Origin of the sequence: Minwuia sp. IMCC3009 (genome assembly GCF_029909415.1) — a bacterium.
Lineage (GTDB): Bacteria > Pseudomonadota > Alphaproteobacteria > Minwuiales > Minwuiaceae > Minwuia.
In genome coordinates, this window is record NZ_CP123781.1 from 2,257,594 (window position 1) to 2,282,754 (window position 25,161).

Below are 25,161 nucleotides of genomic sequence, written 5' to 3' on the forward strand. Positions count from 1 at the left end.
GCGGCCGTCAGGGGTTCACGGCAACCACACCGGGCCGTTCGAACAGGCCCCACCTGCGGACGCCTCGCCTGCCGGCGCTGCAGAGCACCACGGTGGTGAGCAACAGCCACATCCCCTCCCCCACCGGCCCGGCCAGCCAGATCCCCGGCTCCCCCAGCAGCAACGGCAGGGCCAGCGTCAGCGGGATGCCGAACAGGTAAGGCCTGGAAAGACTGAGCAAGGCGGCGCGCCGGGCATCACCGATGGCCTGGAAGTGACTGGCGATCATCATCAGCGGTCCGGCAACACAATAGGCCAGCACGATCACCGGCAGGATGCGCGCCACCTCCGCGATGACGAGACGGTCACTCACGAACAGTCCGCCGATCGGACCCGCAGATGTCATCATGATGGCCTGCAGCACACCGCAGTACACGAATGCCGTGGCGATCCCGATGCGCAGGCTGCTGTTGGACCGGTCGAACAGTCCGGCACCATGATTGTTCCCGGTAACCGTCTGCATCGCATGTGACAGCCCGAGCAGCGGCAGATAGGCGAAGGTCATGACCCGCGTGATGATCCCGTAGGCGGAGACGGTATCCGCATAGTTCGCGCTGTTGATGACCTGGAGCATCAGCATGACTGCCGCGGAACTCAGCGCCAGCCCGACGAAGCCCAGGCTCTGCGGCGCGCCCAGCGCCATGATGTCCCCCCAGCGCGCGCCAAGGGCCCTGCCGGCAAGGGCGCCGGGGCGGAGTTCGGTCTCGCCCCTCAACCGGAACGCCAGGATGATGGCGAACGCCAGCGCCTGGGCGAGAGCCGTGCCAAGCGCGGACCCGGCAACGCCAAGGCCGAGCTGAGCGATCAGGATGTAGTTGAAGCCGATGTTGGCCAGGGAAACCAGCAGGCTCATGGATGCCATGAACCCGACCCGGCCCTCGTTGCGCAGGGCGTCGGAGTTGACGGAGAGCACGAAGATCAGCGGAGACGTCAGAACCGTGATCCGCAGGTAGGTCAGCCCCATGCCGGCCAGGTTCGCATCACCGTCCGCCGCGAGATCGGTGACTGTCGATCCGAACAGCAGGAACAGCACCACAAGAGCAGCGCTGACGGCCAGTGCCAGCCCGTGCGCACCCGCAAGGACCTGCCGCGCCGCTTCGTACTGCCGTCCGCCCAGATGCCGCGCCAGAATGCTGGACATCCCGCTGGAGACAAGGGTCGCGAGCGCCACCACCAGCATGTAGAGCGGAAACATGAGGGTGACCGCTGCCAGAGCCTCCGGCCCCACGAAGTGCCCCAGAAACAGGGCATCGACCACCGCCAGCAGACCGTTCATGCCCATCACCAGGATGATCGGCAACGCCGTCCGGACGTAGATGGCCCCAAGGGAGCCGACAAGAAACGCATTCGTTCGGGAACCGGTCATGCCCGATGCCTCCTCATTCATGCTTCGCACAGGGAGAATGGGACCCGCATTACCATCCGCACGACGCATGTGAAGGATGACAGGAAACATGAACAGCAACGCTTCACCGGGACACGAATGTCAGCGGGCGGCAGGCGGTTGCGACCTGACAGCCTGATATCGGTTACCCCCGGTAGTGTCAATCTCGTCGAGGGCGAGGCAGCAAGAATGCACGGGACGCTGGTCGGCGTTCGTCTCTATGCTTCGCCACATGAGCGCGCCGAACACCGATACATCCGCGAAGACACGCTGGGGCATAGTCTGGATCGCCATCGGCGCCGGGATCGTGTGCGGCATGCAGGTCGGCAAGGCGCCCCCGATGATCGGCGGTATCCGGGAGACCCTGGGCATCGACCTGGTCGGCGCCGGTTTCTACATGTCGATCATCAACGGTCTGGCCGTCGCCATCGGCATCATTGCCGGAGTCTTCGCCGACCAGATCGGCCGCAGGCGCGCCGTAACCCTGGGCCTGCTCACCATCATTGCCGGGAACCTGACGGGTGCCCTGGCCGACAGCGCATCGGTCATGTATGCGTCCCGGATACTGGAGGCTGTCGGCTTCGTCAGCGTCGTGACAGCCGTGCCCGGCCTGCTGTCCGAACTGGTGACGCAGAAGGACCAGCGCAGCGCCCTGAGCGCCTGGAGCATCTACATGCCCGCCGGGTTCTGCGTGATGATGGCGGCCGCGCCCCTGCTGGCAAGCCAGGATGACTGGCGGCTGATCTGGTGGCTGAACGGCGCACTCGTCGCCCTGTTCCTGATGCTCTTTCTTGCCGCCACACGCGGAATCGGCGGACGCCCCCGACAGGCCCGGTCCCTGAGTGGCCTGCGTGCCGTCGCCAGCCGCCCCGGACCCTGGCTGCTGGGCCTGATCTTCATGAGCTACACAACGCAGTGGTTCGGGGTGCTGACCTGGATGCCCACGATCATGGAGCAGGCCGGATTGTCGACCGCCGATGCAGGACTTGGCGTGGCACTCGTGGTGGGCGCCAACATGGCGGGCTGTCTCGGATCCGGTCCCCTGCTGAACTTCGGCCTTGCCCGCTGGAAGATCGTCGTCGCCTGTTCCCTGACCCTTTCCGTGCTGGCCTTCGGGATCTACGACGCGACACTCTCCCCCACCATACGGCTGCTGCTGGCGGCGCTGTTCTCCGCCATCGGCGGCCTGATCCCCGGCGCCGTGCTGGCCGGCGCACCGATGCACAGCCCGGGCGCGGGCAATATCGGCACGACCAACGGGGTCATCGTGCAGTGCACCAACCTCGGCTCCCTGCTCGGGCCGCCTGCTGTCGCCTGGCTGGCCGTCCAGGCGAGCGGAGACTTCGGTGCGGCCCGCTGGCTGGTGCTGGCGGCGGGGCTGACGGGAACGCTGCTGGCCTTCACCTTGCGCAGGGTGGAGCAGCGCATGCAGTCAGCGGCCACAGCCTCATGAAGACACTCCATCACTGCGTCATGGGCCTTGCCATGACACTGGTTCTGCTGGCGCTGCCCGAAGACCGCGCCAGAGCGCAGGCATCGGTCGATGTTGCCATCGTGCTCGCCGTGGACGCCTCCACTTCCGTCAGTCGGGAGGAGTTCGGCCTGCAACTGGACGGCATTGCCGCGTCGCTGCGCCATCCAAGGGTCATCCGGGCCATCCGCGCTGGCGCGGTCGGGGCCGTAGCCATCGCCCTGGTCGAATGGTCCAGCCCGCACCAGACCTGGCTGGCCATCCCATGGACCCGTGTCTCGGATGCCGCGTCGGCTGACCGCCTGGCCGAGATGATCAGCCAGACACCCCGCCTGTTCGCCGACGGCGGCACGGCAATCGGGGCCGCCATCCGCTTCAGCGCCAGACAGTTCCGGCATCTGCCGTTTCCGGCCGGGCGGCGGGTCATCGACATCTCCGGCGACGGCAGCAACACACACCTGCCCGACGTAACCGTGGAGCGTGACGCCGCCGTCGCGGCAGGCATCACGATCAACGGCCTGCCTATCCTCAGCCGCGAAGACGACATCGAGACCTATTTCCAGAACCGGGTGATCGGTGGCAGCGATGCCTTCACCGAGATCGCGGTAGACTACGAATCCTTTCCACAGGCCATGTTGCGGAAGCTGTTACGAGAAATCAGGAGCGATTCACTTGTCTCCGTGTTAGTCCCTGATTAATCATTTTCTGCGAAAGACGGGCATGACTCGATTCTGGTTGTTCATGACGCTGGTCGGCACCGTCATACCCTACGCATTCTTTGTGCCGTGGGCGATCGAGCACGATTTCAACATTCCGCTGCTGTTCGTGCAGAATTCCATGACGCTGGCTGATCGCTTCTTCACGGCGGATCTGGTGATCACGGGCGTCTGCTTCCTGATCTACATGCTGGCACGGGAACGGCGCAGACATGTGCCCTACTATGGCCTCGCCATCGTCGGGCTGCTGCTGGTCGGCATCTCCTGCGGATTGCCGCTCTACTATTATCTGGAGGAGCGGCAGCGCCTGAGAGACGCGGCCTGATGCGCAGCGGCACGGTCCTGCGTGTCGTACGCCCTACGGATGACCTCGCGCCCATCCGGCGCTTCTATGTCGAAGCCCTCCGGTTCCCGATCATCTACAGCTTCGAGGGCCACGAAGGATTCGACGGACTGATTGTCGGCGTGCCGGGGGCGGACCATCACTTCGCCTTCACCCGCAAGCACGGCTTCAGCGCCGGACGCGCTGCGACACCGGAAAACCTTCTGGTCTTCTATCTGGAGGACAGGGCCGTCTGGGAAGAGGCGATGACGCGGATGCGGGCGCACGGCTTCGATCCGGTCGAGCCCCACAATCCCTACTGGCGCGCGAATGGCGCAACCTTCGAGGACCCTGACGGCTATCGCGTCGTGCTGCAGAACAGCGCGCCCTGACCGGTCCGCCCCGACAGAGGCGCAGACCCGTCAGTCGATGGCGCGCACGATCTCCTCGCAGCAGCCCTTGGCATCCGCAAACAGCATCATGGTGTTGTCGGCGTAGAACAGCTCGTTGTCGATGCCCGCGTAGCCGGGGCTGAGGGACCGCTTCACGAACAGCACTGTCTTGGCCTTGTCCACATCCAGGATGGGCATGCCGTAGATCGAACTCTGCGGGTCGTCGCGGGCGGCGGGGTTGGTGACATCGTTCGCGCCGATGACGAAGGCCACGTCGGCGGTCTGGAAGGACGAATTCACCTCCTCCAGCTCGAAGACCTCGTCATAGGGGACATTGGCCTCCGCCAGCAGCACGTTCATGTGCCCAGGCATGCGTCCGGCAACCGGATGAATGGCGTAGACGACCTCCACACCCTCTTCCTTCAGCTTGTCGGCCATTTCCCGCAGCGCATGCTGTGCCTGCGCCACCGCCATGCCGTACCCCGGCACGATCACGACCTTGCCGGCATTCTTCATGATGAAGGCGGCATCGTCAGCGGAACCGGCCTTGACCGGCTTGTCACTGCGCGTCGCGGCGGAAGCGGCGGAATCGCCACCGAAACCGCCAAGGATGACGTTGAAGAACGACCGGTTCATGCCCTTGCACATGATGTAGCTGAGGATCGCGCCGGAGGAACCGACCAGCGCACCGACGATGATCAGTGCCGTGTTCTCCAGCGTGAAACCGATGCCTGCCGCCGCCCAGCCGGAGTAGCTGTTGAGCATCGACACGACGACGGGCATGTCCGCGCCGCCGATGGGAATGATCAGCAGGAAACCGATCACCAGCGCCAGGATGGTCATGACCCAGAACCAGGTCGGATCGACATCAATGGTGAACACCACGATGGCGACCACGATCACCAGTCCGATCAGCGCATTCAGCGGGTGCTGGCCGGGGAAGGTGATCGGATTGCCGGTCATCAGTTCCTGCAGCTTGGCAAAGGCGATGATGGAACCGGAAAAGGTGATGGCACCGATGACCACACCCAGCGCCATCTCGATGCGGCTGCCGACCTTCAGTTCACCGGCTGCATTCAGGATGCCGTAGGGCTCGGGATTGTAGAACGCGGCAGCGGCCACCAGCACGGCGGCGAGACCGACCAGGCTGTGGAACGCGGCCACCAGCTGCGGCATGGCCGTCATCGGAATGCGGCGCGCGATGACGGTGCCGATGGTGCCGCCGATGACCAGCGCCACGATGATCCAGACATAGTTGGTCACGGCAGGGCTGATGATGGTGGTCAGCACGGCAATGGTCATGCCGATCATGCCGAGGACGTTGCCACGGCGGCTGGATACGGGCGACGAAAGTCCCCTCAGCGCCATGATGAAGAGGATGCCCGAAACCAGATAGGCGATTGCGGTCAGGTTGGCCGACATGCCCGGTTGCTCCTACTTCTTCTTCTTTTTGTACATGCCCAGCATCCGCTGGGTGACGACGAAGCCGCCAAAGATATTCACCGACGCCAGAATGACCGCGAAGAAGCCCATGACCTTGGCGAAGGTCGAACCGTCGCCGCCGACGTCCGGCCCGACAGCCAGCAGGGCACCAACGACGATGACCGAGCTGATGGCATTGGTCACGGACATCAGCGGGGTATGCAGCGCAGGCGTCACGGACCAGACGACATAGTAGCCAACGAAGATCGCCAGCACGAAGATCGCCAGCCGGAATACAAACGGATCAACGGCTTCCATGATCAGCCCTCACCCTTCAATTGCGCATGAACCACCTGGCCATCGCGCGTCAGCAGCGTGCCGGTGACGGTTTCGTCTTCCCAGTCGATCTTCAGCTCACCGGATTCCTTGTCGATGTGCGGCGAAAGGAAGTTCCACAGGTTCTTGGCGAACAGCAGTGAAGCGTCGGCGGCAATGCGGCTCGCCGTGTTCAGATAGGCAACGATGGTGACGCCATGCTCGACCGTGACCTCGCCCGGCGTCGTCAGTTCACAGTTGCCGCCCATCTCCGCTGCCAGATCGACGATGACCGAACCGGGGCGCATGGATTTCACATGCTCCGCCGTGATCAGGATCGGGGCCTTGCGGCCCGGAATCAGCGCGGTGGTGATGGCGATATCGGTCTTCTTCAGCGCCTCGGCAGTCATTTCTGCCTGCTTGGCCTTGTAGGCGTCGGACATCTCCTTCGCATACCCGCCCACGCCGTCGCCCGACTCCTCGATATCCGGGGCCACGAACTTGCCGCCCAGGCTCATCACCTGTTCCCGCGTCGCGGGCCGCACATCCGTGGCGGAGACCACAGCGCCAAGCCGCTTTGCCGTCGCGATCGCCTGGAGACCGGCAACACCGGCGCCGAACACGAACACGCGGGCCGGGGCAATGGTACCCGCCGCCGTCATCATCATCGGCATGGCGCGAAGAAAATGCTCGTTCGCGTCCAGCACGGCCTTGTAGCCGGCAAGGTTGGACTGCGAGGACAGGATATCCATGGACTGGGCACGGGTGATGCGCGGCATCAGCTCCATGGCAAAGGCCACGATGCCCTTCGAAGCATAGTCGCCGACCTGTTCGGCGTTCTGCAGTGCCTCCAGTCCGGCAACCAGCACCGCACCGGACTTCAGCATCGCGGCCTCATCCGGTCCGCCCTCGGCCTCCGTCAGCGGTCGGCGGATCTTCAGCACCAGGTCCGCATCCCCCACGGCAGCGGCCGCATCACTCGCGATCTCGGCACCCGCCGCCCTGAACATGTCGTCCGTCAGACCGCAGGCTTTGCCCGCCCCCGTCTCGATGACGACCGTGGCGCCAAGGCCAGTGAACTTCTTCGCCGTCTCAGGTGAAATGGCAACGCGCCGCTCCAGCGGGCGGCGCTCCTTCGGGATACCGATTTTCATGCTGTTCGACGCCCTGTCCGTCTGTGGCAGTGTCCGGCACAGCCGTCATGGCCGCCCGGTCGTCGTTCCGGATCCGGCATCCACCGGACACGCATTCGCGATCAGACCAGGAAAATGGCCATTCCTGCCAGCAGGATGACAGAGCCGATGATCGTCACCTTGGTCAGCGTGACAAACGTGCCATACATGCCCTTGTGCTGGCTGATATCCATGGAACCCGGTTCGTGCATCGCCTGCCCCCTTGAAACAGTGACTCTCGCCCGAATGTGCCGCTATCGGCATCGGAGCGACTCATTTTCCTGCGTCCCCTGACGCGGCACGCAACATAGAGAAGTCGCGGGACGGCGGCAATCACCCGACTGCGGCAAAATCAGCGCACCTTGCGACACGCCCGGCGGTGCGGAACGGCAGCCTACTTGCTGGTCGCGCGGAACACGCCATCCCAGTCCGCGGGCGGCGGATTCTCGCGATATTCCTCCAGGCGCTCCTGATAGAGATCCCAGAGAACGTCCATGTCGGGCCGCATCTCGCGGCACTTCTCCATGTGCGCCCAGGCCTCATCGAACTTCATGGCCTTGTAGGTGGCCAGCATGGCCTCCGTCTCGGCGCGCAGGGCCTTGTATTCCGGCTTCTGGGCTTCCTCCGGGCCACCCATCATGGTGAAGATGCGCACGGCCTCGTCCTTGCCCTTCACCGCGATCAGGTCGAGTTCCAGGATCGCGTAGTCCGGGACCGCCTCTGCCGTGATCTCGCCGATGATGTTGGTGACGCCATAGGACTTCGACTGGCCTTCAAGCCGGGCACCCAGGTTCACCGCATCGCCCAGCACCGAATAGTCGAAGCGCTGCTGGGAACCCATGTTGCCCACGACGCATTCGCCGGTGTTCAGGCCGATGCCGATGCGGATAGGGATGAAGGGGCGGCCCTCTTCCTCCGCCTCCACCTTCAGCTGCTCGTTCACCCGTACCAGATCCTCTTGCATCATCAGGGCGGACTCGCAGGCATGGCGCGGATGTTCCTCATCGCTCAATGGCGCATTCCAGAACGCCATGATGCAGTCGCCCATGTACTTGTCGATGGTGCCGTGGTTGGCCATGATGATGTCGGTCATCGGCGTCAGGAACTTGTTGATCAGCTTGGTCAGGCCCTGCGGATCGCCCTTGAAGCTCTCCGAAATCGGCGTGAAACCACGGATGTCGCAGAACAGGAACGTCATGTTCTTGGTCTCGCCACCCAGCACCAGCCGGTCGGGGTCCTCGGCGAGCTGCTCCACCAGCGCAGGAGACAGATACTGGCTGAAGGCACCGCGCACCTGCTTCTTCTGCGCCTGCTCGCGGGCGAATTTCTGATAGACCAGCAGCACGAACAGGATGAACAGCGCCACCACCGGCGTCAGCCCGTCGACCAGCAGCGATTCATAGGCAAACAGGTACCAGCTTCCACCCAGCAGCAGCAGGCTGAAGGGCACGAAGAAGGCGATGGTGGTTACGGCGGACAGATAGGGCACCAGCCAGATCAGGATGATGCCCGCCACCAGCACGATCGCCAGCTCGATGGCGTTGGAGATCGAGGGCCGGATCAGATAGGCCTCGTTCTCCACCATGTCGATGATGTTTGAATGGACCTCGACCCCGGGAATTGCTCCCTCCAGCGGCGTGGACCGAATATCCTTCAGCCCCTCGGCAGAGGTGCCGACCAGCACGTACTTGCCCTTCACCTTGCCGAACAGTTCCTGGATCTTCTCCTGATTGGCAGGGTCGATCTGAACTATGTCGGAGGCCGAGACATAAATGTCGGGATTGTGCTTCTGGAATCGCGGCCAGATGATCCCGTTCTCGTTGGTCGGAATGACCAGTTTCTTGTCTTCCCGCAGCTTCGAGCGCATGCGTATCGACGCAATGCCGGAATTCTGGTCGGCCTTGGAAATGATGATGCCCTTGGAGCCGTGGACCAGCCGGATCAGTTCGATGCCGAGGCTGACGTAGACCTCCTGGTTCTTCGGATCATTCGGCGGGCCGACGCGGGTCAGTGAAGGCACGCGCCGCACCACACCGTCCGAACTGGCATCCGTGTTGAAGATCCCGAAGCCCGGCGCGGCGCCCTGCAGCGTCGGATTGTTCTCGATCAGCTCCGGATAGAGCGGCAGCCAGGTCTTGCCGGGACCGTTCTCTTCCAGAATTCGCGCGCCCTTCGGCAGCTTGCGGTCCTTGCCCTCGGTCTTCACATAGGTCGTCGTCCCACCCAGCACGGTGACGCTCTGGCGCAGCACGCTGGCAAGCTGTTCGTCGGTATTGGGCAGCTGTTTCAGGGCCGCGGCGATTTCCGGCGGCAACTGGGCGTTCTGCTCACTGTAGACGGTTGGCGAGAGCCGATCCGCCTCCGGGAAGGTGACGTCGAAGGCGATCCCCTTGGCACCAAGCTGACTCAGCACCTGGATCATCACCGCGATCTGATAGCGTGACCAGGGCCACTGGCCGACGGCGGCCAGACTCTTCTCGTCGATGTCGACGATGGCGGTGTGCCGCGCGGGCGGGACGTACTCATCAAAGCGCTGGAACTGGTCGAACCAGACATTCTCGCGCACGAAACGGGAGATGTTGGGGTCCTCGACCCGCACCCAGATCAGCCCGGCAAGCACCAGAAACGCCAGCCAGCGCTGTCCGAAGAATTTCCCAAGTCTTCTCATCATGTCCCGTCGCCCCCCTGTCAGGCGATTGGTATCCGCGTATCAGGCAAATGCGACGCGACGGTGCCTGACGGTCCTTGCGAACTCTATTCGATGTTCACCCTGTGCGAGAACGATTTCCCGTCCGATATGACGATCTGGTTGAAGCCCAGCATCTTCGCCAGGTCGAAGAAGGTGAACAGATCCTCCACCTTCAACTCCCTGAAAAGCGGTGTACCCCGCGCAGTGGCTGTCAGCTGGGCCAGCAGCGCCCGCGCCTGATAGATGGTTCTGAAGCCTGCGTCCCCTGTCGCCACGATGATCATCTTCTCCGCCTCCGCCCCCTTGGCGAAGATGACGAAGGTGGGCCAGTAGGGACGGGCGAGCTGTTCCCCCGTCAGCCCGGTGATGAAACCGAGACGCTGACCGCGATCGGCGTTGGCGATCTGATCGGCGCGTCCGACATAACTCTCCGACGTTACCGGGCCGGGATAGTAATATCCCTCGTGCCGGTCATCGTCGGCATGGGCTGCCCCCGCCACCAGAATCGGCAGCAGGACCAGAAACAGTATCTTTCGAGCGACTCTCATGCGCCGATGATCACCTGCCCCCGCACCATGTGCAAGCGGTTGCGGTCACGGTCAGTGTTGCCTTCACCGACTTCGCCCGGGTCTCGGGCACCGCCCGGATCACCGTCACTGGCACGTCGCTGAACGCTCGCTATACTCCCGCCACCCGACACGCAGGCGTCGGGTTCGGGGTTTGAGGGGACACCGCATGGCAATCGAGCGTATCGCGTTCACATCCGCACGCACTCCCGGCGCGGAGTCGGCCATCGAGACGCTGACCAGACGCTACGGCAACACACCGGTCGACGAGGCTGATGTGGTCGTCGCCCTGGGCGGTGACGGCTTCATGCTGCAGGCCATGCACAACTTCATGCATCGCGACATTCCGATCTACGGCATGAACCGGGGCACCATCGGGTTCCTGATGAACCAGTATTCGGAAGATGACCTGCTCGAACGCCTCGACGGTGCGACGATGGCCCAGATCCATCCCCTGCGCATGGTCGCGATCCCGGAATCCGGCGGACGCCAGGAGACACTCGCCATCAACGAGGTCTCGCTGCTGCGCCAGACCCGACAGGCAGCGAAGATCCGCATCGAGATCGATGGCCGTGTGCGGATGGAGGAACTGATCTGCGACGGCGTCCTGCTGTCCACCCCGGCCGGCAGCACGGCCTACAACCTGTCCGCCCACGGACCGATCCTGCCGCTGACCGCAGGGGTGCTGGCCATGACCCCGATCAGCGCCTTCCGTCCCCGCCGCTGGCGCGGTGCCCTGCTGCCACGCGGCGCGCAGGTGACCTTCCACGTGCGGGAGGAATACAAGCGCCCCGTCAGTGCCGTGGCTGACACGTTCGAGGTGCGCAACGTGAGCGAGGTGCAGGTGAGCGAGGCACTGGATGTGACCATGCGTCTGCTGTTCGATCCGGAGCACAGTCTGGAAGAGCGCATTCTGAACGAGCAGTTCGTCCCCTGATGTCCGAGGTACTGCCCGACCGCATCGCCCACGCCCTTCGATACCCCTTCAACCCGCCGCACCGGGCCTACCGGTTTCGCGATGGCGGGCTGCATCCGCCCGAACCCTTCGACCCTGCGGGACTGCACGCGGTCGTCGCCTCCGGCTCCAACGGGTCGCCGGACCGGCTGCAGCAGAAGTTCGGCAATGCGGCCGGGGTTCCTGTGACCTACGGCATCATCCACGACCTCGTGCCCGTCTTTGCGGCACGGGTAACAGGGTACGGTTCGGTTCCCGCAACGCTTGCGGTGGTGCCTGGTGCCCGGGCGGGGGTCCATGTGACCTGGCTGACCGATGCGCAACTGCAGATCATGCATCAGACGGAGTCGGTCGGTACCGGCTATGCCTATTGCGCGCTGGAGGGTTTCACGTTCACGGCGCAGGGCGATCACCCACAGGCACCGCTGCATGCCTATATCAGCCTGCACGGCGCACTCGCACCGGAGGGCCGGCTGCTGCCCATGGATCAGGTGCCGCAGACGCAGGCGCAGCAGCACGTCATGGACAGCTTCGGCTTTGCCGGAACCCTGGCGGAGTTCGTGCGCCTGAACCTGGATGATCCCGATCATCGCCTTCGCGCCAATGACGCGGCCAGCCGCATTGGCCAGGCGATCGACCATGCGCGCCTGATACGTATCGCCTGATCCCCTTGTTCCGGCTTGGAAATCACCGTGTGTGCAAATAATACCGCATATGGATGCCATTGTTTGCAAAGCGGTTTTTTCGCTTGACGTGCCCAAATACGCTCTCTAGAAGCGCCACTTCCGAGACACGTTTCATCAGGAACCGGTCCGTCCGGTGCACCTGCGAGAGGCAAGCAATCATGAAAACCTATTCCGCCACGCCGGCAGATATCGAGAAGAAGTGGATTCTGATCGACGCCGAAGGTGTGGTTCTGGGCCGTCTGGCGGCCTTCGTCGCCAACCGGCTGCGCGGCAAGCACAAGCCCGGCTATACCCCGCACATGGATGATGGCGACTATGTCATCGTCATCAACGCCGAGAAGATCGCCATGACCGGCTTCAAGAAGCAGGACAAGATCTACTACTGGCACACCGGCTATCCGGGCGGCATCAAGCAGCGGACCGCGCGCGAGATCCTGGAGGGCAAGTTCCCGGAGCGTGTGGTTCAGAAGGCCGTCGAGCGGATGATCCCGAAGGGCCCGCTGGGTCGCCAGCAGTTCAAGAACCTGCGCGTCTATGCCGGTGCCGAGCATCCGCATGCCGGTGCCCAGCCTGAGGTCATCGACCTCAAGGTGCTCAACAGCAAGAATACGAGGTAGTTCGCGTCATGTCTGAAGAACAGAACACAGTCGGCGATCTTTCCGATCTGGGCGATGCCATGGGTGTCACCCCCGAAGAGGTGCAGGCGCCTGTCGAACCGCAGATCGACGCCCTGGGCCGTTCCTACGCCACAGGCAAGCGCAAGAACGCGATTGCCCGTGTCTGGATCAAGCCGGGCTCCGGTCGCTTCTCCGTCAATGGCCGCGAACTCGACGTCTATTTCGCCCGCCCCGTGCTGCGCCAGATCGTGGCCCAGCCGTTCCATGTCGCCAACCGCGACAACCAGTTCGATGTCTTCGCGACGGTCACCGGTGGTGGCCTGTCCGGTCAGGCCGGTGCAGTGCGCCATGGTATCTCCAAGGCCCTGACCTACTACGAACCGGGCCTGCGTCCTGTTCTGAAGAAGGGCGGTTTCCTGACCCGCGACAGCCGCGTGGTGGAACGCAAGAAGTACGGCAAGGCCAAGGCCCGCCGGAGCTTCCAGTTCTCCAAGCGCTGATCCGCGACGGCGCTCTCGCGCCACTGGATACAAGACAAGCAAAGGCGCTGCCCCCCCGGGGCGGCGCCTTTCTGCATTCCGCGGTGCAGCCCCGCGTCGGCTGGCACCCCCTTCGGCTGCTCAGGATCCGCGTGACGCCTCCTGCGCTTGCATCTGGCGTCTGACGAAAGCCTCCGCCTCTGCCATCTCGCCGGTGGCAAGCAAGGCACCCTCCAGCAAGGAGGTCCCCACAACGACATTCGCAAGCTCCACAAGCTTCGCGTATTCAGTGTCGCCGGTGACTGTCGCTGCGTAGATTCGTTGAATGCCCGCCTCCAGCACAAAGTCGGTCAGGTACACGATGTCATCATATGTGAAGACATTCTCGAAACCCGCCCTGTTATCGAGAATGCAGAAATAGTTCGGTGACGGATTTGCGGCCAGCGTGGCCTTGTAGAGCGGAATTCTCAGTTTCAGGTTGATTGGTCCGGTAACCGTGATCCGATGCAGCACTTCCTGGCCCAGCCGATCGGTCCTGAAACGAAAGCTGCTGAGTTCGCCTGAGGCGACAATCTGTGGAAATTCGTCTTGCTGCATGTCGCCCCCCGGCCCGGCATCGCCCCCATTGAAACATGCCATAGCAATAACCAGGCCGGTCCTGACACCCAGAGGATCAGAATCTGCCGTCTGGACAAGTCGGCAAGGCCAGTGAGGGGCCGGCGTCAGTCAAGCTTCCTGCTCGACTGTGTACCCAGCGCCGCCACCAAATCCAGTTTCTCGCGAATGAAGGCTTCGGCCACCTCCGGATCACTTGTCGTCGTGACTGTTCCCCCCAGTTCGAGGATCTGCAGCACAGCCGTCACGATCTGCACCAGTTTCGGATAGCCGGCATCATTGGTTATCGTGACGCCATAGAAGGCCGTCAGCCCCTCCTTCGACAGCCATTCGGCCAGCATCTGAATATCGTTGTAGCCGAAGACATTCTCATGCTCGGCACTGTTGTCGAGAATGCAGAAGTACCGGGCGGATGTGTTGGCTTTCAGCGTTTCTTCGTACATCAGGATGCGTCGCCGCAGGTCCAGCGGACCGGTGACGGTCACCCGGTGGACCACTTCAGCCCCGTGGCGGACGGACACGAAATCGAAGCCCGGGTGGGATCCTGTCGCGACTATGTCTCGAGGTTCAATCTGCTGCATCAGCTACCAGAACATTTCCCGCTCGGTTTGTTCGCACAGCTGCCATTGACCAGTCGGCATCCTGTCCGGTCCGGCAAGGAGGATGCATCAGAGCCGCCGCAACCACAACGAGATTGCCGGAGCAACGAACCCTGTGCATGGCGGCGATGCGTTGACCTGTCCCGGTGCATGTGATCCATTTAATGCAAGTGCATCAATCGACGGGGAGGACGAAATGCAGGATGACGCGGACGCCAGGAGCAAGAATATCCTGACCGGAGCTGTGGGGGTCCGTGAACTGAACGATCACGTTCTTGTCCTGCCGGCCCAGGGCAACGCGCTTGCCGTCAAGACCGCCGATGGGATCGTGCTGGTGGATTCCGGTTCCGGGCGCGGCATGACGGCGAAGATGATCACGTGCCTGCGGGAATGGTCCGACCTGCCGGTGAAGGCCATCTGCTACAGCCATGGCCACATGGGCTACAACGACGGGACCGCAGACTGGCCGAAACACGCTTCGGAGCGTGGCGATCCGGCGCCCGAACTCATCGGCCATGCCAATATCACCCGGCGTTTCGCACGCTATCGCGAGACGGCCGGGCTGCAGGACACGCTCAACGGCATGCAGTTCCCCCAGCTCAAGATCTCTACTGCCGGCGAGAACCAGATCGACCCGACACGGACGTTCGATGACCGACTGGTCCTTGGCGAGGGGGGGGACCGGATCGAGCTGCTCTGGGCACCATCGGAAACCGACGACGTGCTGGCACTCTGGCTGCCGGGGGACGGTATTCTCTACGCAGGGGCCGCCTTTCCGGGAACCACGCTGCCGAATGTCGGCACACCGCTGCGCACCCAGCGTTTCACGATCCGCTGGGCGGAGACACTGGACATGCTTGCCGGACTGAACGCGACGGTCCTGATCCAGGAGTTCGGTCCGATCGTCGAGGGTGAGGACGCGGTCCGGGAGCGGCTGACCATCACGGCGGAAGCCCTGCGCTGGCTGAGGCGGGAAGTTGTCGCCCGCATGAACCGGGGCATGAGCGATGTGGAGATCATTCACGACCTGGACTGCCCGGATGCCCTGTTCGACCACACCTGGATGCGCGAACGCTACGGCGCGATATCCTATCTGGTGCGTGACATCTATCGGGAAGAGAACGGCTGGTGGGACCGCAATCCGACAAGCCTGCATCCCGCGCCCCCTGCGGCCGCCCAGGCGGCAATCCTTTCCGCGATCACTGATCCGGCAGCCGTCATCGCGCGGGCAAGGGAACTGGCAGCGGGTGGCGAGGTCCAGCTTGCGCTGCATGTCATCGACCTGCTGGCGCAGGCTCCCGGCGACGACGAAGTGCTGAAGGAGGCCCGGCAGCTCAAGGCCGAACTCTGCCACGGTCGTGCGAAGGAAGTCCGCCCCTACGTCTCCAAGGCACTCTATGCCTCTTCGGCAAAGCTGCTGGAGCGGGGTCAGACAAGCTGGTCCAAGGCCAGCTAGCTGCTGCCCCGCAATTTGCGCAGAGCGCGGAACAGGATGACCTGTGCTAGAATAATGTCAGCGAATTAGGGTGACAAAGAGACGGCTGAACCAATGCCGCAAGCGCCGCCCGCCCCGATCTGGAGGAACCGATCATGACCATGCAGCGCCCCGCAGTGACCTATCAGGATCACTGGAAAACCGAAGGCTACGATCATATCTCCGTCACGCCGATCAATCCGGTCGTCGGCGCAACGGTCGAAGGCATCGACCTGTCCAAACCCTTCAACGATGCGGAGATCGCGGAAGTCCGGCGCGCGTTTCTGGCGCACCATGTCCTTGTCTTTCACGACCAGAACATCAGCGACGAACAGCACAAGGCGTTCGGCAGCCTTTTCGGTGAGCTTCATGTGCATCCGCTGAAGCACGACGCAAGCAATGACCGTGGCGGCGACCCGGCAATCCTGGAGATCCGTACCACGGCGAACTCCAAGTACACCGCCGGTGGCGCCTGGCACGCGGACGTCACCTGCGACGAACGCCCGCCCGCGAGTTCAATGCTGCTGATCCGCCAGATCCCGGAGGTCGGCTGCGGCGGCGATACCTGCTTCGCCAACATGTACAAGGCGTTCGAGACCCTGTCGGCGCCGATGCAGGATTTCCTGCGCGGCCTGACCGCTGTCCATGACGGGGCCATTCCCTACGTCGGGGCGTACAATACGACACCGCCGGAGGGGGGCTATCCGCGCAATGAGCATCCCGTGGTCGTGCGCCACCCGGAAACGGGCCGGGAAGTGCTCTACGTCAACCCGGGCTTCACGTCCCACATCAAGGGACTGAGCAAGTTCGAGAGCCAGTCATTGCTGGAAATGCTGTACCGGCATGTGGAAAAGCGGCTGGATATCCAGTGTCGCGTCAGCTATCGCCCCAACACGCTGGTGTTCTGGGACAACCGGTGCCTGCAGCATCAGGCGGCGTGGGACTATTTCCCCTACAGCCGTTCCGGCGGCCGGGTTTCGATGATCGGCCATCGCCCGACACGCGATACCTGATCAGGGGATTCCGTCAGTCCGAGAACTGGATGGCCCCCGCGAACATGTCGGGGTTCACACCGTCCCGTGCCAGCGGCAGCAACAGTCGGCGATAGGTGATCGGCAGAGGGTCGTCCCGGTTCAGATAGACCGACGTCACGGTCAGGCAGGGCTTTCGCTGCTGCAGGACGTAGGCGTAGTCCTTCGCGATCTCCGACCAGTTGCCGCCCTTGTAGGCGGCGGCAACGTCCATGCCTGTCGCGTCAAAGCCCACGTGGTGCACGATACCCGTGCCGACAAGCCGATAGCGATAGGTGTCGGCATCGATGACATCGATCAGCATCAGCCAGGGTAGCAGCGGAATCATGTCCGAAGGTGCCAGGTCCGTACGTGACGGCAGACGACCGTCGCGTACAAGTCCCCGCCAATAGCGCAGCAATTGCAGCAACACCGCGCTGCCCATCACCTTGTCATCCGGATCCCTGAAGACCTGGGTATCCATACCGCGCTCACCTGACAGCCGAATTGTCAAACAATTCTAGCAGAACAACCTTGCCGAGCTCTTAACGGACCAAACCGGCATGCCGCGCCTGCAACATCATTGAAATATATTTCGCCTATCCACTCGCGCAATCAAATCTCGTATTGGGCCAGAGATCTCCACCCTTGGATTGCAGATCGGATTTTCCGCTTGAACACATATATCAATTCAATATATATCGCTTTGTGATTTCAGGGGCTGTTCCCCTTCCCCAACCAAGAGAATCCGCAAAATGGACATTCGCACCCTCTGCCTCGGCATCCTGACGATGCGCGAAGCGACCGGCTATGAGATCAAGAAGGTATTCGAGGATGATCTCAGTCATTTCTACGAAGCCAGTTTCGGATCGATATATCCGGCCCTGAACCGCATGACGGAAGACGGCTGGATCGCCTGCAAGGCGGAGGCACAGGACGGGCGCCCCGACAAGAAGATCTATTCCATTACCGCTGCCGGTCGCATGGCCTTCATGGATGCGCTGGAGAAGAAGCCCCGCAAGGATCGCCTGCGTTCCGAGTTTCTGGCGATGATGATGTTTTCCGACCTGATGGTCCCCTCGCGCATCGCGGGGCTGATCGACGAACGACTGGCCGGTCTCGACGCCAACCTCAAGGAACTCGACACCTGCCTGGATGAGGCCGCCACGCCGAACGTGGTCCGGTTCCTGCGCGGCTTCGGCCGGGCCGTGTACCAGGCGGAACGGGACTATCTGGAAGAAAACCGCCACCTCGTCGAAGCGCAGGCCCTGATGGCCCGCGCCGCCGCAGACTGAACCGCCCGCCCCGGAGTAAATGACCGTGAACCGATCAATCCTAATCGCGATAATCATTGCCGTCGCCGCTGTAGGCTGGCTGCTGACCGGTGTGCTGGACGCTGACGGCCCTGGCAATCAGGACAGTGCCAACGCGTCGGAAGGGCCCGCGGCGACTGAAGCGAGTGCGCCGGCAGCCGCGGCAGGCCCTGCGGCAGCCCCGGAAGCCAAGCCGCACGCCCACAAGACGAGCGTCCGGACCCGGATCAGCGAATCCGCGCCCCATGCCGTGCAGATCACCGTGCGCGGCCGGACGGAGTCGGTTCGGACCGTGGAGGTGCGGGCACAGACGCAGGGCCGGGTCGAACAGATCTACCGCAAGAAGGGTGACCGGGTCGCGAAGGGCGATCCGATCGTCCGTCTCGCCGCCGGTGACCGCAGCGCACGCCTGGCCGAGACCGAGGCCCTGATCAAGCAGCGCGAGATCGAGTACGAGGCCGACCGGAAGCTCAATGCCAAGGGCTACCGCGCCGACACCCAGGTCGTCGCCGGTGCCGCGGCACTGGACGCTGCCAAGGCGGCGCGGATGAGCATGGAGGTCGATATCGCCTACCTGACCGTCCGGGCGCCTTTCGACGGCGTCATATCCTCCCGTCCCGTCCAGCTTGGCGCGTTCCTGAAGGTTGGTGATCCGGTCGCCGTGATTGTCGATCAGGATCCGATCCTGGCCATCGGCAATATCTCGGAGCGGGAGATCGGACAGGTGGAGATCGGCACACCGGCGGAGGTCGTGCTGATCGACGGGCGGAAGGTGAGCGGCAAGGTCCGGTTCATTTCCCCCATCGCGGAAGCCTCCACCCGGACGTTCCGGACAGAGATCGAGATCGACAATCCGGACCGCTCCATCCGCGACGGCATCACGGCGGAAATCATGCTGGAAGCCGGCAGTGTTCAGGCACATTTCCTGACGCCTGCAATCCTGACGCTGAATGACGCCGGCGCCATCGGCGTTCGTACCGTGGACCGCAATCGCCAGGTTGCCTTCGTCCCCATCAGCATCATCGCGGACGGGCCGGACGGGGTCTGGGTCAGCGGACTGCCCCCCCAGGTCCAGATCATCACTGTCGGTCAGGAATTCGTTCGCGAAGGCCAGGTCGTCGACGTCGCACTGGCGGAGTAAGCCATCATGATGAGCGCCATTATCGATGCAGCGATCGACCGTTCGCGAACGGTCATCGCCACGCTTGTTCTGATCCTGCTCGCGGGCGCTGCCGCCTACAACGCGATTCCGAAGGAATCCGATCCGGACATCAACATCCCGATCATCTACGTCTCCATGACCCACGACGGCATCTCGCCGGAGGACTCCGCGCGACTTCTGGTGCGGCCGATGGAGCAGGAACTGCAGGGCATCGACGGTGTGAAGGAGATGAAATCCATCGCCGCCGACGGCTTCGGCTCGGTGATCCTGGAGTTCGATGCCGGCTTCGATGCCGACCAGGCCCTGACGGACGTGCGGGAAAAGGTCGATACCGCCAAGTCCGAGCTGCCCGAAGAAACGGATGAACCGCGCGTGGAGGAGGTGAACTTCAGCCTGTTTCCCGTCATCGTCGTGACCCTGTCGGGCAACATTCCCGAGCGCGCCCTGTACCGGGTCGCACGGGAACTGAAGGATGATATCGAAGGCATCACCACGGTGCTGGGCGTCGACATGGCCGGTGACCGCGACGAATTGCTGGAGGTGGTGCTCGACCCCGCCAAGCTGGAAAGCTACCAGATCGACCAGGCGCAGCTGATCCAGACCATGACGCTGAACAACCGCCTGGTGGCGGCCGGCGCGATGGACACCGGCGAAGGCCGCTTCGCGATCAAGGTCCCGGCCCTGTTCAAGACCGCGCATGACGTGCTCAGCCTGCCGATCAAGACCGACGGCGATGCTGTCGTGACCCTGGCTGACGTCACCACCGTGCGACGCACCTTCAAGGACGCGGAGAACTATGCCCGCCTGAACGGCCGTCCCGCCGTGGCACTGGAAGTGAAGAAGCGGCTGGGCGCGAACATCATCGAGACCATCGACAATGTGCGCCACCTGGTGGAAGAGCAGGCGCAGCGCTGGCCTGCGGGGATCGAGGTCTCGTTCAGCCAGGACAAGTCCAACGATATCCGCAACATGCTGCAGGACCTGCAGAACAACGTGATCAGCGCCATTCTGCTGGTCATGATCGTCGTGGTTGCGGCGCTGGGGCTGCGCAGCGCGCTGCTGGTCGGCGTCGCCATCCCGGGCTCGTTCCTGATCGGCATTCTCTACCTGTTCATGTTCGGCTTCACGATCAACATCGTTGTGCTGTTCGCGCTGATCCTGGCGGTGGGCATGCTGGTCGACGGCGCCATCGTGGTGACCGAGTTCGCGGACCGGAAGATGCAGGAAGGCGAGCCGAAGAGGGTTGCCTATGCCATGGCCGCCAAGCGCATGGCCTGGCCCATCATCGCCTCGACGGCCACGACGCTGGCGGCCTTCATGCCGCTGCTGTTCTGGCCCGGCGTGGTCGGTGAATTCATGCAGTTCCTGCCGCTGACCCTGATCACCACGCTCTCCGGCTCCCTGCTGATGGCGCTGATCTTCATCCCGACGCTTGGATCGATCTTCGGCAAGACCACGGCGGGGCCGGACAGTGCGGTTGCGGCGGCCGAGAGTGGTCCCATCACGAGCATCCGCGGCTTCACGGGCGTTTACGCGCGGTTCCTCAATCGTGTTGTCCGACGGCCCGTGCTCTGGCCTGCCACGATCATGGTCCTGGCGATCATCAGCCTGGTCGGCGTCAACACGGCCTACGGTGTCTTCGGCAAGGGCGTGGAATTCTTCCCCGACGTCGAGCCCGAGCGGGCGCTGGTCTACGTCCATGCACGCGGGAACATGTCGATCAAGGAACAGGATGCGCTGGTCCGCGAGGTCGAGAACCGCGTGCTGAGGTTCGACGACTTCTCCACCGTCTATACCCGTTCCGGCAAGCGTGAGCAGGACGGCAATGACATTTCCGAGGATGTGATCGGGATCATCACGCTGGAGTTCAAGGACTGGCTGGAACGCCGTCCGGCCGACGTGGTCCTGCCGCAGATCCGGGAGGCAACTGCCGATCTTGCCGGTATCGAGGTCGAGACCCGCAAGGAAGAGAACGGGCCGCCGACCGGCAAGGACGTGCAGGTCCAGATCACCTCCCTCTTCAGCGAGAAACTGCCGCCTGTCGCCGACCGCATCCGTGCCTATCTGGAGGACAACGTGGAGGGACTGCGCGATATCGAGGATTCGCGGTCCCTGCCGGGTATTCAGTGGGAACTGCAGGTCGATCGCGCCCAGGCCGGTCGCTTCGGCACCGACGTCGCGGCCATCGGGGCCATGGTCCAGTTCGTCACCAATGGTGTGAAGGTCGATGACTACCGCCCGGACGACACCGACGAGGAAGTGGATATCCGTGTGCGGTTTCCGGAGGAATACCGGACCCTGAACCAGCTCGACAACCTGCGCATCAACACGCCCAATGGCCTGGTGCCGCTGTCGAACTTCGTGACCCGGACGCCGGAACCAAAGGTCGGCCGGATCGAGCGGGTGGACGGTGCCTACAAGCTGGTGGTGCAGGCCAACGTGCAGGAGGGCGTGCTGGTCGATGACAAGGTCAAGGAGGTCAAGGCCTGGCTCGCCGAGCAGGATTTCGACAGGGATGTCGATATCGCGTTCAAGGGCCAGGACGAGGAGCAGGCGGCAGCGGAAGCCTTCCTGATGAATGCCTTCGTCATCGCGCTGTTTGTCATGGGCATCATCCTGGTGACGCAGTTCAACAGCTTCTATCAGGCCTTCCTGATCCTCACCGCCGTCATCATGTCGACAATCGGCGTCATGATCGGCCTGCTGGTGATGGGTCAGCCCTTCGGCATCGTCATGACCGGTGTAGGCGTCATTTCACTGGCCGGCATCGTGGTGAACAACAACATCGTGCTGATCGATACCTATTCCTACCTGGCCAGAAATGGCATGGAGCCGCTGGAGGCCATCGTGCGCACCGGCGCGCAGCGTCTGCGGCCCGTGCTGCTGACCACCGTGACCACCATCTGCGGTCTGATGCCGATGGTCTTCCAGGCCAATATCGACTTCTTCAGCCGTGAGATCACGATGGGGGCGCCGTCAACGCAATGGTGGGTACAGCTTGCCAGCGCGGTGGCCTTCGGCCTCGGCTTCGCCACCATCCTGACCCTGGTCGTCACCCCCAGCCTGCTGGCGCTCGGCGTCGCAACGAGCCGGGCCCTGCCCTGGAATCGTCGCAAGCAGAAGGCGGAGCAGGACGCGCAGGATGAAAAGAAGGCGCAGGCGGGCGACGACAGCTACGGTGGCTTCACCGCCCCGGCGGAATGATCAGAGTCCGGTGCCTGCGGGCACCGGACGACCATTCAGATAGGCAGCGGCGTCCATCACGCCCTTGCCGGCCTTCTGCAGACGGGTGAGGCGCAGGACGCCCGAGCCACACTGCACGGCAAGCTGGTCATCGACGGTCACGCCGGGCTGCCGACCGCTGGTGGCATCCTCCACCACATGGGCCGCGTGAATCTTGACCCGTTGCCCGTCGATCTCGCACCAAGCTCCCGGAAAGGGTGACAAGCCGCGGATCAGGCGTTCGATCCGCTCCGCATCCCAGCTCCAGTCGATGCGGGCCTCGGCCTTGTCGATCTTGGCGGCATAGGTCACACCGGCTTCCGGCTGCGGAGTTTCAACCGCCTGCCCGGCAGCAATGTCGGCAACTGCCTGAACCACCAGATCGGCGCCCATGGCCGCCAGCCGGTCGTGCAGCGTCGCGGTGGTATCGCTGGCCCGGATCGGTGTCCTGTCCACCAGCAGCATGGGCCCGGTGTCCAGCCCCGCCTCCATGCGCATGATCGTGATGCCGGTCTCATCGTCCCCCGCCATGATCGCACGATGGATCGGCGCCGCGCCACGCCAGCGCGGCAGCAGGGACGCATGGATATTGAAACAGCCAAGCCGCGTCGCATCCAGGATCGCCTGCGGCAGGATCAGCCCGTAGGCCGCAACCACGGCCATGTCGGCCTCCAGGGCGGCGAAGGCCTCACGGTCCGATGCGTCGCGGAAATTCAGCGGCGTGCGTACGCTCAGACCCAGTTCCTCGGCGGCCTGCTGCACCGGGCTGGGGCGCGGTTTCTTGCCCCGACCTGCGGCGCGCGGCGGCTGGCAGTAAACCGCCACGATCCGGTGACCGGCGGCATGCAGCGCGCGCAGCGGCGCGACCGCGAAGTCAGGTGTGCCCATGTAGATGATGCGCAGGGGCTGCGCCGGGCCCGACATTCAGCCGGTGGCCTGCAGCTTCTTCGCCTTCTTCAGGCGGCGCAGGATCATGTTGCGCTTCAGCGCGGAGATATGATCCACGAACAGGATCCCCTCGAAATGATCCATCTCGTGCTGGATGCAGGTGGCGAGCAGGCCATCGGCGGTCAGTTCCTGTGTGGCACCATGCTGGTCCAGGTACTTCACCCGGATCGTTGCCGGACGCTCCACCTCCGCATATTGCTCCGGCAGGGACAGGCAGCCCTCCTCGTAGGCCCGCAGATCCTCCGACGACTCGAGTATCTCCGGATTGATCAGATAGATCGGGTTGGCCGCTGCGCCATCGTCGGCGCAGTCCACCACCATCACCCGTTTCGGCACGCCCACCTGGATCGCCGACAGCCCGACACCGGGCGCGTCGTACATCGTCTCCAGCATGTCATCCATGAAGGCACGCAGTTCGTCATCGATCTGCCCGACGGCCTCGGAGCGGACCTTCAGACGGGGATCGGGCGCGGTGATGATGGGAAGCAGGGCCATGAGTCTCGGTTCTTCGATGGATGGGTCCGGTGGAGGTAGTCCCGCCTGACGTTGGCGTCAAGTGTCACAGGTCCACTCAGAACCTGCCCGCCTGGAAGTCCTGAAATGCCTGCATGATCTCCTCCCGCGTGTTCATCACGAAAGGACCGTAACGGGCGACCTGCTCCCCGATCGGCTGCCCCGCAATCACCAGAAAGCGGGCGGCCTCCCCACCGGATGCCTGCACGTTCAGCTTCGCGCCATGGGTCAGCAGTGCCATCTCGCCCGTGTCAACGGGCCTGTCACCCACGGAAACGCTGCCGTCATAGACATAGATGAAGGCGTTGTGGCCGGTTGGCAGGCTCTCTGCCAGCGCCTTGCCGGCATCCAGATGCACATCCCAGTAGATCGGGCTGACCGCGATGTCGCGCACCGCCCCCTCCTGCCCGCGCAGGGTTCCGGCGACCAGGCGCACCTTCACGCCATCCTCCAGATCCAGTTCCGGAATGTCCTCGGGCTCGATGTCCTGATAGCGGGGCGGACGCATCTTCTGCGCGGCGGGCAGGTTGACCCAGAGCTGGAAGCCCCACATCAGCCCGTCTTCCTGTTCCGGCATCTCGGAATGCACTATGCCCCGGCCCGCCGTCATCCACTGCGCGCCACCGGGCTTCAGCAGGCCGGCGTTGCCCTGGTTGTCCTTGTGCCCCATCCGACCGGCGAGCATGTAGGTCACGGTCTCGAAGCCACGGTGCGGGTGGTCCGGAAAACCGGCGATATAGTCACTCGCGTCATCGGAACGGAACTCGTCCAGCAGCAGGAACGGGTCGAACAACTGCAGCTCCGGCCCGCCGAGGCTGCGCTTCAGCCGGACCCCAGCCCCATCCTGCGCGGCGACGCCCGGCACGATATGCGCCACAGCGCGTGCATCCGTCCGGGTCTCCTTGGCTCCATCCTGCAGTGTCGTATCCATTCCGAATTCTCCTGTTGCGAGCAACCGCCAATCTGCCGGAGAGATGGCAACGCGTCAGTCCCCAATCAATTGCACGTCTGGAAACGCTCAGTTTCCGACACGCCCCGCAATGGCGCGCGACTTGCTGTTCAGTGGGGTATCATGATGAT

Annotated in this window: 26 protein-coding genes; 13 read left to right on the forward strand and 13 right to left on the reverse strand. The window is 63.4% G+C overall.

Annotated features, from left to right (window positions below; genetic code table 11):
• Nucleotides 1–7: 7 nt before the first annotated feature.
• Nucleotides 8–1,405 carry an MATE family efflux transporter gene (locus tag QGV55_RS10590; protein WP_281016838.1) on the reverse strand — a complete coding sequence of 466 codons (1,398 nt, stop codon included), beginning with the start codon at nt 1,403–1,405 and terminating at the stop codon, nt 8–10.
• A 250-nt stretch (nt 1,406–1,655) separates the two neighbouring features.
• On the opposite strand from QGV55_RS10590, the gene QGV55_RS10595 reads away from it, so the two are divergent.
• From QGV55_RS10595 to QGV55_RS10610, 4 genes are read left to right on the forward strand one after another with little or no spacing between them, the layout of a single operon-like run.
• On the forward strand, nt 1,656–2,876 hold the full coding sequence (locus QGV55_RS10595; RefSeq protein WP_281016837.1) for an MFS transporter: 1,221 nt from the start codon (nt 1,656–1,658) through the stop codon (nt 2,874–2,876).
• Nucleotides 2,873–3,592, forward strand: a complete 720-nt coding sequence (locus QGV55_RS10600; RefSeq protein ID WP_281016836.1) for a DUF1194 domain-containing protein — start codon at nt 2,873–2,875, stop codon at nt 3,590–3,592. Before QGV55_RS10595 ends, QGV55_RS10600 begins: the two co-directional genes overlap by 4 nt.
• A 22-nt stretch (nt 3,593–3,614) precedes the next feature.
• Nucleotides 3,615–3,935 carry a DUF2834 domain-containing protein gene (locus QGV55_RS10605; protein ID WP_281016835.1) on the forward strand — a complete coding sequence of 107 codons (321 nt, stop codon included), beginning with the start codon at nt 3,615–3,617 and terminating at the stop codon, nt 3,933–3,935.
• The gene (locus QGV55_RS10610) at nt 3,935–4,324 is read left to right on the forward strand and encodes a VOC family protein (protein ID WP_281016834.1); all 390 of its coding nucleotides are present in this window, start codon (nt 3,935–3,937) and stop codon (nt 4,322–4,324) included. The genes QGV55_RS10605 and QGV55_RS10610 overlap by 1 nt, the downstream gene beginning before the upstream one ends.
• A gap of 30 nt (nt 4,325–4,354) precedes the next feature.
• On the opposite strand, the gene QGV55_RS10615 is transcribed toward QGV55_RS10610, so the two are convergent.
• The 6 genes from QGV55_RS10615 to QGV55_RS10640 form a co-directional block, all read right to left on the reverse strand.
• Nucleotides 4,355–5,746, reverse strand: coding sequence for an NAD(P)(+) transhydrogenase (Re/Si-specific) subunit beta (locus QGV55_RS10615; protein ID WP_281016833.1), 1,392 nt, complete (start codon nt 5,744–5,746; stop codon nt 4,355–4,357).
• A 12-nt stretch (nt 5,747–5,758) separates the two neighbouring features.
• A complete protein-coding gene (locus tag QGV55_RS10620) occupies nt 5,759–6,064 on the reverse strand; it encodes an NAD(P) transhydrogenase subunit alpha (RefSeq protein ID WP_281016832.1) in 306 nt (101 codons plus the stop codon).
• A gap of 2 nt (nt 6,065–6,066) precedes the next feature.
• Nucleotides 6,067–7,215 carry a Re/Si-specific NAD(P)(+) transhydrogenase subunit alpha gene (locus QGV55_RS10625; RefSeq protein ID WP_281016831.1) on the reverse strand — a complete coding sequence of 383 codons (1,149 nt, stop codon included), beginning with the start codon at nt 7,213–7,215 and terminating at the stop codon, nt 6,067–6,069.
• Between the two features lie 101 nt (nt 7,216–7,316).
• On the reverse strand, nt 7,317–7,445 hold the full coding sequence (locus QGV55_RS10630; protein WP_281016830.1) for an aa3-type cytochrome c oxidase subunit IV: 129 nt from the start codon (nt 7,443–7,445) through the stop codon (nt 7,317–7,319).
• Nucleotides 7,446–7,627: 182 nt separating this feature from the next.
• A complete protein-coding gene (locus tag QGV55_RS10635) occupies nt 7,628–9,904 on the reverse strand; it encodes an adenylate/guanylate cyclase domain-containing protein (protein WP_281016829.1) in 2,277 nt (758 codons plus the stop codon).
• 83 nt (nt 9,905–9,987) lie between these two features.
• On the reverse strand, nt 9,988–10,470 hold the full coding sequence (locus QGV55_RS10640) for a hypothetical protein (protein ID WP_281016828.1): 483 nt from the start codon (nt 10,468–10,470) through the stop codon (nt 9,988–9,990).
• 187 nt (nt 10,471–10,657) lie between these two features.
• Here QGV55_RS10640 and QGV55_RS10645 point away from each other — a divergent pair, with 187 nt between their 5' ends.
• From QGV55_RS10645 to rpsI, 4 genes are all read left to right on the forward strand, one after another.
• Complete coding sequence (locus tag QGV55_RS10645; RefSeq protein WP_281016827.1) at nt 10,658–11,425, forward strand: NAD kinase; 768 nt, start codon at nt 10,658–10,660, stop codon at nt 11,423–11,425.
• Nucleotides 11,425–12,108 (forward strand): hypothetical protein, encoded by a 684-nt coding sequence (locus QGV55_RS10650; RefSeq protein WP_281016826.1) that lies wholly within the window; start codon nt 11,425–11,427, stop codon nt 12,106–12,108. The genes QGV55_RS10645 and QGV55_RS10650 overlap by 1 nt, the downstream gene beginning before the upstream one ends.
• A 179-nt stretch (nt 12,109–12,287) precedes the next feature.
• Nucleotides 12,288–12,746: a 50S ribosomal protein L13 gene (gene rplM, locus QGV55_RS10655; RefSeq protein WP_281016825.1), complete on the forward strand. Its 459-nt coding sequence runs from the start codon at nt 12,288–12,290 to the stop codon at nt 12,744–12,746.
• 59 nt (nt 12,747–12,805) lie between these two features.
• The gene (gene rpsI, locus QGV55_RS10660) at nt 12,806–13,246 is read left to right on the forward strand and encodes a 30S ribosomal protein S9 (RefSeq protein WP_281019872.1); all 441 of its coding nucleotides are present in this window, start codon (nt 12,806–12,808) and stop codon (nt 13,244–13,246) included.
• A gap of 120 nt (nt 13,247–13,366) precedes the next feature.
• On the opposite strand, the gene QGV55_RS10665 is transcribed toward rpsI, so the two are convergent.
• Together QGV55_RS10665 and QGV55_RS10670 are read right to left on the reverse strand one after the other, a co-directional pair.
• Entirely contained in the window at nt 13,367–13,822 is a 456-nt protein-coding gene (locus tag QGV55_RS10665) for a hypothetical protein (RefSeq protein ID WP_281016824.1), read from the reverse strand.
• A gap of 125 nt (nt 13,823–13,947) precedes the next feature.
• Nucleotides 13,948–14,421: a hypothetical protein gene (locus QGV55_RS10670; RefSeq protein ID WP_281016823.1), complete on the reverse strand. Its 474-nt coding sequence runs from the start codon at nt 14,419–14,421 to the stop codon at nt 13,948–13,950.
• Between the two features lie 214 nt (nt 14,422–14,635).
• Here QGV55_RS10670 and QGV55_RS10675 point away from each other — a divergent pair, with 214 nt between their 5' ends.
• Together QGV55_RS10675 and QGV55_RS10680 are read left to right on the forward strand one after the other, a co-directional pair.
• Entirely contained in the window at nt 14,636–15,895 is a 1,260-nt protein-coding gene (locus QGV55_RS10675) for an alkyl sulfatase dimerization domain-containing protein (RefSeq protein ID WP_281016822.1), read from the forward strand.
• 134 nt (nt 15,896–16,029) lie between these two features.
• Nucleotides 16,030–16,926, forward strand: a complete 897-nt coding sequence (locus QGV55_RS10680) for a TauD/TfdA family dioxygenase (protein ID WP_281016821.1) — start codon at nt 16,030–16,032, stop codon at nt 16,924–16,926.
• Between the two features lie 13 nt (nt 16,927–16,939).
• On the opposite strand, the gene QGV55_RS10685 is transcribed toward QGV55_RS10680, so the two are convergent.
• Complete coding sequence (locus QGV55_RS10685; protein ID WP_281016820.1) at nt 16,940–17,407, reverse strand: PAS domain-containing protein; 468 nt, start codon at nt 17,405–17,407, stop codon at nt 16,940–16,942.
• A 271-nt stretch (nt 17,408–17,678) separates the two neighbouring features.
• Between QGV55_RS10685 and QGV55_RS10690 the strand changes: the two genes are divergently transcribed.
• Genes QGV55_RS10690 through QGV55_RS10700 form a run of 3 tightly spaced genes read left to right on the forward strand, consistent with a single transcriptional unit; the run spans nt 17,679 to nt 22,602 of the window.
• On the forward strand, nt 17,679–18,218 hold the full coding sequence (locus QGV55_RS10690; RefSeq protein WP_281016819.1) for a PadR family transcriptional regulator: 540 nt from the start codon (nt 17,679–17,681) through the stop codon (nt 18,216–18,218).
• 25 nt (nt 18,219–18,243) lie between these two features.
• Nucleotides 18,244–19,377: an efflux RND transporter periplasmic adaptor subunit gene (locus QGV55_RS10695; protein WP_281016818.1), complete on the forward strand. Its 1,134-nt coding sequence runs from the start codon at nt 18,244–18,246 to the stop codon at nt 19,375–19,377.
• Between the two features lie 6 nt (nt 19,378–19,383).
• Nucleotides 19,384–22,602: an efflux RND transporter permease subunit gene (locus QGV55_RS10700; RefSeq protein ID WP_281016817.1), complete on the forward strand. Its 3,219-nt coding sequence runs from the start codon at nt 19,384–19,386 to the stop codon at nt 22,600–22,602.
• Here QGV55_RS10700 and fmt read toward each other — a convergent pair whose 3' ends face one another.
• The 3 genes from fmt to QGV55_RS10715 form a co-directional block, all read right to left on the reverse strand.
• A complete protein-coding gene (gene fmt, locus QGV55_RS10705) occupies nt 22,603–23,523 on the reverse strand; it encodes a methionyl-tRNA formyltransferase (RefSeq protein WP_348637701.1) in 921 nt (306 codons plus the stop codon). It abuts the gene before it with no gap.
• A gap of 21 nt (nt 23,524–23,544) precedes the next feature.
• Entirely contained in the window at nt 23,545–24,063 is a 519-nt protein-coding gene (def, locus tag QGV55_RS10710; protein ID WP_281016815.1) for a peptide deformylase, read from the reverse strand.
• 76 nt (nt 24,064–24,139) lie between these two features.
• Nucleotides 24,140–25,012: a pirin family protein gene (locus QGV55_RS10715; protein ID WP_281016814.1), complete on the reverse strand. Its 873-nt coding sequence runs from the start codon at nt 25,010–25,012 to the stop codon at nt 24,140–24,142.
• Nucleotides 25,013–25,161: the final 149 nt, after the last annotated feature.